The 11,733-nt window shown below is 70.9% G+C and carries 13 protein-coding genes and 1 pseudogene; 7 read left to right on the forward strand and 7 right to left on the reverse strand.

Features of this window, described 5'->3' with window-relative positions:
• From K6I33_RS23210 to K6I33_RS23235, 6 genes are all read left to right on the forward strand, one after another.
• On the forward strand, window positions 1-684 hold a 684-nt coding region (locus K6I33_RS23210; protein WP_229356341.1), incomplete at its 5' end, for a hypothetical protein.
• Between the two features lie 110 nt (window positions 685-794).
• On the forward strand, window positions 795-1,682 hold the full coding sequence (locus K6I33_RS23215; protein ID WP_229356343.1) for a diiron oxygenase: 888 nt from the start codon (window positions 795-797) through the stop codon (window positions 1,680-1,682).
• Entirely contained in the window at window positions 1,666-1,941 is a 276-nt protein-coding gene (locus K6I33_RS23220; RefSeq protein WP_229356351.1) for a phosphopantetheine-binding protein, read from the forward strand. The genes K6I33_RS23215 and K6I33_RS23220 overlap by 17 nt, the downstream gene beginning before the upstream one ends.
• Window positions 1,931-2,794, forward strand: a complete 864-nt coding sequence (locus K6I33_RS36390; protein WP_229356354.1) for an aminoacyl--tRNA ligase-related protein — start codon at window positions 1,931-1,933, stop codon at window positions 2,792-2,794. Before K6I33_RS23220 ends, K6I33_RS36390 begins: the two co-directional genes overlap by 11 nt.
• Window positions 2,795-2,866: 72 nt before the next feature.
• The gene (locus tag K6I33_RS23230) at window positions 2,867-3,886 is read left to right on the forward strand and encodes an agmatine/peptidylarginine deiminase (protein WP_229356355.1); all 1,020 of its coding nucleotides are present in this window, start codon (window positions 2,867-2,869) and stop codon (window positions 3,884-3,886) included.
• Window positions 3,883-5,073 (forward strand): MFS transporter, encoded by a 1,191-nt coding sequence (locus tag K6I33_RS23235; protein WP_229356357.1) that lies wholly within the window; start codon window positions 3,883-3,885, stop codon window positions 5,071-5,073. Before K6I33_RS23230 ends, K6I33_RS23235 begins: the two co-directional genes overlap by 4 nt.
• A 50-nt stretch (window positions 5,074-5,123) precedes the next feature.
• Here K6I33_RS23235 and K6I33_RS23240 read toward each other — a convergent pair whose 3' ends face one another.
• The 7 genes and pseudogenes from K6I33_RS23240 to K6I33_RS23270 form a co-directional block, all read right to left on the reverse strand.
• Window positions 5,124-6,224 (reverse strand): calcium:proton antiporter, encoded by a 1,101-nt coding sequence (locus K6I33_RS23240; RefSeq protein WP_229356359.1) that lies wholly within the window; start codon window positions 6,222-6,224, stop codon window positions 5,124-5,126.
• A gap of 231 nt (window positions 6,225-6,455) precedes the next feature.
• Window positions 6,456-7,250, reverse strand: a complete 795-nt coding sequence (locus K6I33_RS23245) for a trans-acting enoyl reductase family protein (protein ID WP_229356367.1) — start codon at window positions 7,248-7,250, stop codon at window positions 6,456-6,458.
• A gap of 45 nt (window positions 7,251-7,295) precedes the next feature.
• Window positions 7,296-7,505: pseudogene (locus K6I33_RS23250) on the reverse strand (SDR family NAD(P)-dependent oxidoreductase); the annotation flags it as partial.
• 32 nt (window positions 7,506-7,537) lie between these two features.
• On the reverse strand, window positions 7,538-7,768 hold the full coding sequence (locus tag K6I33_RS23255) for a hypothetical protein (RefSeq protein WP_229356369.1): 231 nt from the start codon (window positions 7,766-7,768) through the stop codon (window positions 7,538-7,540).
• Window positions 7,769-7,964: 196 nt separating this feature from the next.
• Window positions 7,965-9,227: a hypothetical protein gene (locus K6I33_RS23260; RefSeq protein WP_229356371.1), complete on the reverse strand. Its 1,263-nt coding sequence runs from the start codon at window positions 9,225-9,227 to the stop codon at window positions 7,965-7,967.
• Between the two features lie 100 nt (window positions 9,228-9,327).
• Entirely contained in the window at window positions 9,328-9,540 is a 213-nt protein-coding gene (locus K6I33_RS23265; RefSeq protein WP_229356373.1) for a hypothetical protein, read from the reverse strand.
• 207 nt (window positions 9,541-9,747) lie between these two features.
• On the reverse strand, window positions 9,748-10,989 hold the full coding sequence (locus tag K6I33_RS23270) for a S8 family peptidase (RefSeq protein WP_229356375.1): 1,242 nt from the start codon (window positions 10,987-10,989) through the stop codon (window positions 9,748-9,750).
• A 433-nt stretch (window positions 10,990-11,422) separates the two neighbouring features.
• Between K6I33_RS23270 and K6I33_RS23275 the strand changes: the two genes are divergently transcribed.
• Window positions 11,423-11,733, forward strand: a 311-nt coding sequence (locus tag K6I33_RS23275; RefSeq protein ID WP_229356377.1) for a hypothetical protein, incomplete at its 3' end; no start/stop codon positions are given.

Below are 11,733 nucleotides of genomic sequence, written 5' to 3' on the forward strand. Positions count from 1 at the left end.
GCCCTCGGCACGCCCGCCGCCGGCCCCCGGCACCACCGGGCCGCCCTGCGCTCACCCGCCGCGAACCTGGCGACCGGCGTGATCGCCCGGCACATGGGCATGAGCACGACGTCGGTCGTCCTCGGCTGCGCCGCCGCGCTGCTCGGCGAGCGGACCGGCGGCGGCACCGTGGACCTCCTCCTCACCAGCTCCCAGCGGTTCGACCGGAACCTGCGGCACATGGTCGCGACCCTGATGCAGGAGGCGTACTTCTCCGTCGACGTCACCGGCGCGGACGTCTTCGAGGTCATCAAGCGCTCGTGGCGGGCGTCGATCGGCGCCTACCGCAACGCGGGCTGCGCCACCGACGCCCTGACCGCCCTGCTCGGCCGCCTCGGGGACGGGCCCGGCGCCCCGCTGGAGCTCCTCCACTGCTTCAACGACAAGCGCGCCCGGACCGAACCGGTCCCCCTCGCGCCGGGGACGGACCCCCGGGACCTGTCGGCCGGCTCCACGCTCACCCGGCTCCCGGTCACCGAGCGGGAACCCTTCTACCTGGTCCTCGACGGGGACCGGGACGCCATGGAGTTCTCCCTGACCTGCGACGCCGCGCACTTCACGGCGGCGGACACCGAGGACTTCCTGCGGGCGCTGGAGAGCTCCCTCGTCACCGCGGCCGGCCGCGCGCTCGCCGCCGGCGGCTGAACCGTGGCCGTAACGGCACCGCGGTCACCACGACTTTCCGAATCCCTCAACGCACGACAACCCATCGCGAATCCTCCGCCGCCCTCCGGGCGGCCAGTCAGAGGTGCACCATGAACGACGCCGGTACCGGCGCCATGCTCGCGCGGCTCTCCGAGAAGTCGCGGCACGACCACTACAACCCCTACACCCGGTTCTCCTGGCCGGACGAGGTCCCCGAGGACTCCTGGTGGATGACCCCCGAGTACCTCACCGTGCACGGTACGGGCCTGGTCGAGGACGAGAGGGTCCTCAAGGCGCTGGCCCGCCGTGAGACCGTCAACTTCTTCAGCCTCCATGTCCACGGCATCCGTGAGCTGATGATCGGGGTGTCCCGGCGCATCCACACACCGGACTTCGCCGACTACAACGAATACCTCCACCACTTCCTCGGCGAGGAGAACGCACATATGTGGTTCTTCGCCGAGTTCTGCTACCGCTACGCGGGCGGGATCTATCCCGAGGCGTACTCCCCGGTGCGCGGCGAGGGCTTCGGCCCCGCCTGGGAGGACGTCGTGGTCTTCGCCAGGATCCTCATCTTCGAAGAGATCTTCGACTACTTCAACAGCCGGCTGGGCAAGTCCGGTGAGATCCCCGGGATACTGCGGGAGATCCACGCCGTGCACCACCACGACGAGAGCCGGCACGTGGCGTTCGGCAAGCAGCTGCTCAAGCACCTCTACGCGCGGGCCTGCGAGCAGGACCAGGCGGGTCCCGAGCGCCGTCTGGAGATCGAGAACTACATCAAGTCCTATATGACGTACTCGGTGCGCAGCCTCTACAGCCCGCACGCCTATCGCGACTCGGGGATGCCGAAGGCGCTGGAGACGCGCAGGGCGGCGATGGCGCACCCGGTGCGGGAGGCGTTCCACAGCAAGGTGATGGCCCGCGTCGACAGGTTCTTCGTGGCAGCCGGGATTTTCCAGACCGCTTGGGGGGTCGGCAATGACGTCAGCAGGTGACAAGACCATGGAGCACGACGAGGCCATGGAGAAGGTCGTCGACTTCCTCCGGAAGGCCAACGACGCCACCGACTCCCTCGACTGGGACCAGGACCTCATCGAGCTGCGGATCCTCGACTCGCTGGCGTTCGTCGAGTTCCTCGTCCTGCTGGAGGAGGTCACGGGGGCGCCCGTCGACCCCGGCACGATCGACGTGGAGAACTTCCGGACCCTCAACCGCATCCACGCGCTGATCGGCGGTGCCGGACGTGACCGGTGACCATCTGTTCCCGCCGGTCGACGTCGCCGACGGCTTCGTCACCCTCGGCCCCACCGCCGTCCGGCTGCGCTCGGCCCTCGACGCGGTCTTCACCGGCTGGGCCGCCGCGGCCGGTGCCGCCGAGGTCCTCTATCCCCCGCTGACCCGGGTCGCCGACCTGGCGCGCTTCGACTACTTCGTCAACTTCCCGCACCTGGCGCTCGCCGCGGCCCCCGTGGACACCTCGGACACCGGCGGGCTGCCCCGGCACCCGGTCGCCCGCGACGAGCTGCTGAGCGCGGACCGGCTGGGCGACGCCGGGCTGATGCTGCCGTCGGCCGCCTGCTACAACGCCTACGTGGCCTTCGCGGGCGCCCGGCTGGACCGGCCGGTGAAGCTGACGACGATCGCGCAGTGCTTCCGCCGCGAGACCGAGTACACGGGGCTGCGCCGGCTGCACGGCTTCACCATGCGCGAGATCATCGCGATCGGCGACCCGGAGACGGTCAAGGACCACCTCGACACCCACAAGTCGCTCATCCTGGGGTTCGCCGACCACCTCGGGCTGAAGCTTGTGACCGAGACGGCCACCGACCCGTTCTTCGACGCGAACGGCTCCCGTGCCGTGATGCAGAAACTCTTCCCCACCAAGGAGGAGTTCGTCAGCGGCGGCGGGCTCGCCATCGCGTCGGTGAACTACCACCGCAACTTCTTCGGTGAACGGGCCGACATCCTGGTGTCCGGCACGCAGGCCAGCACCTCGTGCGTGGCCTTCGGCGTCGAGCGGTGGCTGCACGTGCTCGCCGGCCGCTTCGACGGCGACTGGGACGCGGCCTACGAGGCGGTGACGTCCTTCGCTCCCGTGACGGCCTGACGGACCCCGACCCGGCCGGTGAGCCCCTCCACGGCGGCTCACCGGCCGTCCTTTTGACTGAGGAGATGTGTTGTGACGCAACTGCGGATGCCCGCGGAGTGGCATCGGCACGCGGCCTGCCTGATCGCGTGGCCGACCCGGGAGGCGCTGTGGGGTGACGGTTTCGAGGGCGCGGAGCACGAATACGCGGCGACGGTCCGGGCCATCGCTACGTTCGAGCCCGTCACCGTCGTCGTGCCGCCCGGCCGGGCCGGCCGGGTGCGGGAGCTGTGCGGTGTGGAGATCGCCACCGTCGAGATCCCGCTGGACGACTCCTGGCTCAGGGCCTCAGGCCCGGTCTTCGTCCACGGCCCGGCGGGCGAACCGATCGGCGTGGACTTCCGGTTCAACTCCTTCGGCGAGCGGTTCTTCCCCTACCACCAGGACGCGAAGGCCGGCGAACGGCTCCTGCGCGCGCTCGGCGTGGCACGCCGGGGCACCATGACGGTACTGGAGGGCGGGGCCGTCACCGTCGACGGCGAGGGCACCCTCGTCACCACCGAGCAGTGCCTGCTCAACCCCAACCGCAACCCCCACCTGGGCCGGCACGACATCGAGGCCGAGCTCGGGCACCTGCTCGGGGCCACCAAGGTGATCTGGCTGCCCTACGGCCACCTCGAAGGGGACACCGACGGGCACGTCGACCACGTGTGCCAGTTCGTGGCACCGGGCCGGGTCGTCGTCGAGGCCCCCGGCGACCCCGCCGGACCGGACCACGCGCGGCTCAAGGCCGACCGTGCCGTCCTGGAGGCCGCCACCGACGCCCACGGCCGCCGCCTGGACATCGTCGAGCTGCCGCCGCGGCAGACCGTGCGCGCGTACGGCGAGGACGTGGGCGTCAGCTACACCAACTTCTACATCGCCAACGGCGGTGTGGTGGTGCCCCTGGCCGGCACCGGCGCCGACGCGGCCGCCCTCGACACCCTCGCCGCCGTCTTCCCGGAGCGCGAGGTCGTCGGTGTGGAGGCCCGGGCCCTTGCCCTCGGCGACGGCGGAATCCACTGCGTCACGCTGCAACTGCCCGCGGAGCGCCGGGAAGCGGGAGCGGCGTGAGCACCCAGGGCAGTGCCGTACGCGTACCGGCGGGCACCCTGCGCCGGGCCCACGCCGGGGTCTTCACCACCTTCGCGCTGACCGGCGTGGTCAACGGCATCCTGGTGGCACGTCTCCCCGGGCTCGCCGGCAAACTGGGGCTGGACGCCGGAAAGGTCGGCCTGCTCATCCTCACCTGGGGCGTCGCGGCCACGGTGACGATGCAGTGCGTGCGCTGGCTCGTCGCCGCCGTGGGCAACCGGGCGCTGCTGCGCGTCGGCGCCCCCTCCGTCACCGTCGCGGTGGGCCTCTTCGGCCTCAGCCCCAGCTATCCGCTGCTGCTCACGGCGGCCGCCTGCTTCGGGGTCACCTCGGGTGTCGCCGAGACCATGATGAACGCCCAGGGCAGCCTGGTCGAAAGGCTCTCCGGCAGGCCGCTGATGAACGGTCTGCACGCCGGGTGGAGCACCGGGGCGGTGACGGGCGGGCTGCTGGCGGCGCTGCTGGCCGCCCTCCACGTCTCGTACACGGTGTCGGTGGTGACCGTCGCGGTGTGCGCGCTGCCGGTCGCGCTGGCGGTGGGCCGGACGTATCTGGACGAGCCGGCCGAGGAGGAGACGTCCGAGGGGCGGCGGGGCCTGCCCGCGAGCGTCTATGTGATCGGCGCGATCTCGTTCCTGGGCCTGCTGCTGGAGGGGCTGGTCGCCGACTGGAGCGGTCTGCTCCTCAACGGCGACCTCCACGCCTCCGAGGCGCTCGCCGCGCTCGCCTACCCGGCCTTCGAGCTCGCGACGCTCACGGGCAGGCTGTTCGGCGACCGGCTGCGCGTCCGTCTCGGCGGCCGGTCGCTGCTCGCGGGGGCGGGCGGGGCGACGGCCGCCGGCATCCTGGTGGTCGTCACCGCCGGGTCGGCGCCGGTCGCGATCGCGGGGTTCGCGCTGACGGGCCTGGCGGTGTGCGTGGTCGTCCCGCTGACGATGTCGCTGGCCGGGACGGTCGCACCGGGCCGCTCGGACGTGGCCATCGCCCAGGTGTCGGCGATGGGCTACTCGGGGCTGCTGGTGGGCCCGGTCGTCATCGGGTTCGTCGCCGAGGCCAGCACGCTGCGCACCGGGATCGGGCTGATGACGGTGGCGGCGCTCCTGATCGCCGCGGGCAGCCGGGCCGTTCCCGCGCACGACGCCCACCACCGGACGACGGAGGGCTGACGGCACGTGGGGGGCGGCTCGGCAACGGACGAGTCGCTCCCTCGCCCTTGTCAGGGGGTGACCGCGAGCTCGATGTAGGCCGCGAGGAGCGAGAGGTGCAGGCCGCCCTGGAGCACGGTGGCCCGGCCCGGGATGACGGTCAGGGTGCCGACGACGACGGTGAGGGCGAGCAGCACCATATGGGTGGCGCCCAGGCCGAGGACGAGCGGGCCCTCCAGCCACACCGAGGCCACCGCGACGGCGGGGATGGTCAGCCCGATGCTGGCCATGGCCGAACCCAGGCCGAGGTTGAGGCTGGTCTGGACGCGGTCGCGGCGGGCGGCGCGCAGGGCCGCGATCGTCTCGGGGAGGAGCACCAGCATCGCGATGACGACGCCGACGACCGAGGCGGGCAGGCCGGCCGCCGCCACGCCCGACTCGATGGTGGGCGAGACGCTCTTGGCCAGCCCGACCACCGAGACCAGGGCGACGCCCAGCAGGCCCAGGCTGACCAGGGCGACGCGGGTCGACGGCGGGTGGGCGTGGTCGTCGCCGTCGATGACCTCGCCCTCGGTGGTCACGGGCAGGAAGTAGTCGCGGTGGCGCACGGTCTGGGTCGCCACGAACAGGCCGTAGAGGATGAGGGCGGCGGTCGCGGCGAAGACGAGCTGGGGCGGGGAGAAGCGGGGCCCCGGGGTGCTGGTGGTGAAGGTCGGCAGGACCAGGCTCAGGCCCGCGAGCGTGGTGACGCTCGCGAGGGCGGCGCCCGTGCCCTCGGCGTTGAACACCGCCACCCGCCGCCGGAGCGCCCCCACCAGCAGGGACAGTCCGACAATGCCATTGCAGGTGATCATGACGGCGGCGAAGACGGTGTCCCGGGCGAGGGAGCTGCTCTTCTCGCCGCCGTCGGCCATCAGCGTGACGATGAGCGCGACTTCGATGACCGTCACCGCGACTGCCAGAACCAGTGACCCGAACGGTTCACCGACCCGGTGGGCGATCACTTCCGCGTGGTGCACGGCGGAGAGGACCGCGCCGGCCAGACAGCAGCTCACCACGATCACCATCCCGACGGACAGTGACCGTCCCCAGGTCAGGGCCAGCACGACGGCGGCCACGACGGGCACGACGGCGGGCCATTGGGCGGCGGGCAAGCGGAACCGAGTAGTCATGCCCCCAAGCTTCGCAGATGACCAGAAAACCCGACCAAGATGGATTCGCCTCACCATCACCGAGCGAAACATCCATGAGGCGGATAAATTGGACAGGAGCTCCCCCGGAGAGGAGGCATCATGTCCTCGAAGCGCCGTCGCAAGAAGAAGCAGCGCCGCAAGCACGCCGCCAACCACGGCCGCCGGCCCCAGTGCTGAGACGCGGCCCGGCGGCCCGCCACGAGGACCGCGTCAGCGCGCGTGCCTGACGCGGTACGGGAGGCCGGCCGCCGCCAGCCGCTCCAGCAGCGCGTCGCCCATCGCCACGGCGGGGGTGACCTGTCCGGCCGTCGCCGGCAGGTCGTCCAGCGCCAGGCACAGCGACGCCTCGGCGAACATCTTCGCGGTCTCGCCGTAGCCCGGGTCGCCGCCCGTGAGCTCGGTGAACACCCGCCGGGAGAGGATCGTCAACGACGAGGCGAGCGTGCCGCCCGAGACCAGACCGCGCGCCTGGACGAACCCGTCGACCGTCAGCGGCACTCCTTCCGGGAGCCGCCGCACGGTGAAGTACACCCCCAGGTCGTGCGGCAGCGAGTCGAAGCCGCACGCGTGCACGATCCGCGCGCCGGTCTCCCGCGCCCGCGCGCCGTACCGGAGGAACATCAGGTCCACGAACTCCGGCTCACCCGTGAGGTCCGTGTAATCGGTGCCGGCCTCCGCGCACGCGGCCACCAGCTCCTCGCCGTAGCGGATGTACGGCCCGACGGTCGACGCGACGACACGCGTGGACTCCGCGAGCGCCCGCACGGCCACCGGGTCGGACACGTCGGCCGTCACGATCCCCAGCCCGGCGGCCCGCGCCGGGTCCACCGCCGCCAGCCGTTCCCGCAGCCGCTCCAGCTTCGCCCGGTCGCGCCCGGCGAGCGCCAGCCGGCAGCCGCTCGGCGCGTGTCCCAGCAGGTACTCGGCGGTGAGCCCGCCCACGAAGCCCGTCGCCCCGAAGAGCACGACGTCGTAGGGCCGTTGGGGCCCGTCCTGTCCGTTCATGGCGCCTCCGTCTCCCGGGTCCGGGCCACTCTGGACCGTACGCGGTCAGTGGGCGGTCCAGCCGCCGTCCATCATCAGGGTGGTACCGGTTTTGGCGGTGACGTAGGCCGACTTGCACGCGGAGGCGCGCAGGCCATGGACGGAGGAGATGCTGACGACGCGGCCCCAGCCCCGCTCGTACATGTGCGGCAGGGCGCCTCTGATCAGCCGGAAGGGGGCCTCCAGCATGATGGTGAGCATCGCGTGGAAGGCGTCAGCGCCCGGACGTGGGCTCCGGCGGCCGGGAGTCATGAGCGCCGCATGGCCAGCTTTCCCACCACCCAGTGGCCGCACCGGGCGCACTCGGGCGCTCCCTCCCAGCTGTACGGGGGCATGACCGGCAGGTCGTGCATGCGGAAGCACTCCCGCTCGAAGCCGCTCGACGTCGCGCAGCGGACGACCTCGTACTCATGGGTCCAGCTGAGCCCGCAGTGCGCGCACGCGAACTCGACGACGTCGATGCCCTTGTCTGCATTCATCCGCACCCCTCCGGCCGTGGCGACGCACACATCCGGCCATCATCGGGCCGTGCGATCGGGGTGGGAACAAAGGGCGGGGCAAGGGCGCGCCGCGAATCCGTCCAGGTCTCGCCAAGGAGCGACTATTCCCGCTTCGTAGCCCCTCCGCCGCCCGGTGCCGGCAGGGCCGCGCCACTGGCGCGTGGCGCCTCCGGTCTCATCGCTCCCGGCAGGAGGTGCGGGGCTGTCCGAGGTGGGTAAGCAGCCGGTCGAGGGCGGCGTGATGGCCGGGGAGGGCGAAGTGGTCCACACCGGGGTTGTCGGTGAGGGAGAACCGGTGGCAGGGCATCGACCGCCAGGCCAGGACCGCCTCGTTGGTGATGTCCTCCTGGTTGCCGTCGCCGTCGCGGGTCAGGAACGCGCCCGCGTCCACGACCTGTCCGGGGGGCAGTCCGGCGAGGCGCGCTCCCACGCTCGTGGGCAGGCCGGAGCCCTTCTCCGCGTAGACGTCGACGCCGGGGAAGGAACGGGGGTCGGTGAACTTCACGAAGCCGAGGTAGTGGTCGGCGAGTTCCCCGGCCACGGGAAGGTGGGCGTCGGCGAAGAGCCGCCGGTAGTCGCGGGGGGTGTAGGAGCGTCCGGTCGAGGTGTCCTGGACGACGACCTCACGGTCGCCGAAGACGGCGGGGTCGGAGGCGCTCATATAGGTGGAGGGGGCGCTCAGGTACATCAGGGCGCTGCTGCGGGCGTTCTCGGCGGTTTTCGGGGTGCCGAAGTCCTGGATGTTGAGGCCGGTGAACATCGTCGGGTAGAGGAGGCCCTGGCCCGGGAGGTTGCCCGCGAACGGGGTGAAGCCGTGGATGTACTTGTCCCGCCAGGCGCGGGTGGTGTGGGTGAGCAGGTACTGGGCGTAGAGCGGGCCGTTGGAGTGCCCGGCCAGGTGGACGGGCCGGTCGCCGTTCTCGCGGTAGGTGTCCTCGACGAGCCGGCGGGTCCGCTCCAGGAAGCCGTCCAGGTCGGGGGTGAGCCGGGGGTCGTAGCCTGCGACGCGGATGTCGTGGTCGCGCCGGTATCCGCTCGCTTCCAGGGCCCGGTACAGCGGTTCGTAGGCGGGCGCGCTGTCCGTCCTGCCGTAGCCGGCGACGTGGACGGTGACGCCGGGCGGGTAGGAGAAGCGCGCGGGCATCGGCTTCGCCGGGTCCGGGTCGTAGTGGAGGGTGAGCAGCCGGTCCTGGCAGACCTGGCCGAACTCCGCACTCGGGTGGTCGTTGGCGAACCAGCTTCCGAAGCTGCCCGAGCGCGGGCATCCGGGGGCCGTGGTCTGGCCGTCGACGGTCACGTCGAGTCTGGTGAGACCGTAACCGGGGAAGAACACGACCGGGGTTCTGCCGGGCGGCGGTGAGGCGCCGGCCGCGCCCGGGAACACGGCCAGCGCGATCACCGCCGCGATCACGATCCGAAGCCAGGATTTGACGAGCATCCGGTCCCCACCCCTCATTCGGCCACTACCGCCCGACAGCGCGGCCCACCCTAGCCAGGACCGGTGGCTCGTGAACTCGCTTCTCTCCTTTCAGCCTTCGTCACCGGCAGGTTCTCGGCCGGGCCCGTGAGCCGAGGACGGTGGCCACCGTACCGATGAGCCCCAGCGCTTCCGGGCTCAGGCCCGGGGAACAGACGGCGACGACGATGACCACGATCACGACGGTCAGCGCGTCGTATACCTGATCGGCGAGCGGGTGGCGACGAGGCGCACACCGCCGAATCCGCTGAATCTGCCTGCCCTTCACGATCACTCCCCTAACTGTCGTGACTGGGTTACCGGCGGAAGCACGATGTTTCCGCTTAATGGAACTGTGCAGGCTGAAAGGGTGTGCAATCAAATACAAAGCGAATTAGTCACCCTTGTGTCGCAATCCGAAAGGGAATTTACCTCCTGCGGGGCATGCGGAAGTCCCCGGCCGGGGTGACCGACCGGGGACCGAAAAGGGTGACCGCGGGTGCTACTGAACGACCTTCAGGAGCTTGTTGGGGGTTCCCGCACCGGGGTTGGAGATCTTGTCGGCGGTGGCGCCCTGGGTCAGGGCGTTCGCCACCTGCTCCGGGGTGGCGTCCTTGTGACCCGCCAGGTAGAGCGCGGCGGCACCCACGACGTGCGGGGTGGCCATGGACGTACCGGAGATGGTCTTGGTGCCGGAGTCGCCGTCGTTCCAGTCGGAGGTGATGTCCGAGCCGGGGGCGTAGAGGTCGACGACGCTTCCGTAGTTCGAGAAGTCCGACTGCTTGTCGTCCTTGGTGCTGGAGGCCACGGTGATGGCCTCCTTGACCCGGGCCGGGGAGCCCTGGCCCGCGTCGGTGGACTCGTTGCCCGCCGCGACGGCGAAGGTGACGCCCGACGCGATGGCCTTCTGGACGGCGGCGTCGAGCGCCTCGTCCGCGCCGCCGCCGAGGCTCATATTGGCGACGGAGGGGCCCTTGTGGTTCTTGGTGACCCAGTCGATGCCGGCCACGACCTGCTCGGTGGTGCCCTGCCCCTGGGCGTTCAGCACCCGCACCGCCACGACCTTGGCCTTCTTGGCCACGCCGTGCGCGGCACCGGCGATGGTGCCCGCCACGTGCGTGCCGTGGCCGTTGCCGTCGTCGGCCTTGTCGTTGTTGTCGACGGCGTTGAAGCCGTACGAGGCGCGACCGCCGAAGTCCTTGTGGCTGATGCGCACACCGGTGTCGATGACGTACGCGGTGACGCCCTCACCGGCGCTGTCCGGGTAGGCGTACTTGCCGTCACCCTTGGTCTCGGCCTGGTCGATCCGGTCCAGACCCCAGGAGGGTGGGGCCTCCTGGGTGCCCTTGACGGTGAAGCGGTGGTTCTGGACGACCTTGGCGACGGCGGGGTCGGCGGCGAGCCGCTTCGCCTCCTTCAGGTCGAGGCCGCTGGCGGAGAAGCCGTGGACGGCGGAGGAGTACGTACGCTCCAGCTTGCCGCCGTACCGCTGGGCCAGGTTCTCGCCCGCGGCGGAGACCGCGTGGGCGTCGGCGCTCTTCGCCACACCCTTCGCGCCGTCCTTGAGCAGGACGATGTAGCTGCCGTCGACGGCGTCCTTGGAAGCCGTTCCGAAGACGGTGCCTTCCGCGGGCGCACTGGCTCCCGCGGGCAGGGCCAGCAGGGTGGCTCCGGCTGTCACGGCCGCGGCGGTGGATATCGCCAGGACGAGACGTCGTTTGCCGGTGCGCTTGTGGGCTGCCATAACGAGGGTTCCTCCTCGTGGAGTTGTGGGGGGGAGTCGTGCGTTCGGTCACACGACACACCCGAGGCGAACACGGATTCGCTCCGGGTGATCCAAAACCCTGTCAGCCTTGACGCGCTCAGATCAACACCGAGCCGAGATGTGTGGCATACGCAACATTCTTGCGTAACTACAAACACCAAGGAACGCAGGCAAGTTGGACAACCGCTCCTGATATCGGCTGTCACGTTTTACATCGCCGACACAGACAACTCATCACTTCCGCACGCGACTTGCTCGCCGTCGCCTTGGCGGCAGAATAAACCTCTTACTGGTGTACTCAGCCACTTTTCCGCCCATCGGAGGAATCCGGCCGCGAACACGGCTGGACACACGCTCGGTTGTGCAGGCTGTCTCCGTGACGGGATGGCGAAGAGCAACACATACGGGGGTGTTGGCCGCGCTCACCACGCTCGCCGTGTTCGCACCGGCGGGCGAGGCGGCCGCGGACGACGGCGGCGCGCACGCCGCGCTCGGCGACACATCGGTGACGGCGGTCCTCCACCACCTGCCGAACCCGCTGCCCCTGCTCCCGCACCCGCCGACCCATGTGACCGCGTCCCTGCTGGGCGGCGCGGTGAACGCCGAGGTCATCGACAGCGGTACGGGGTGCCTGAACGTCAACGCGCAGGTGCCCGGCGCGGACGCGGACGCGGAGGTGTGGCTGCGCTGCCGCAAGCCGAGACCGCCGGCCCCCGCTCCTCC

Origin of the sequence: Streptomyces sp. UNOB3_S3, assembly GCF_020740895.1 — a bacterium.
Classification (GTDB): Bacteria; Actinomycetota; Actinomycetes; order Streptomycetales; family Streptomycetaceae; genus Streptomyces.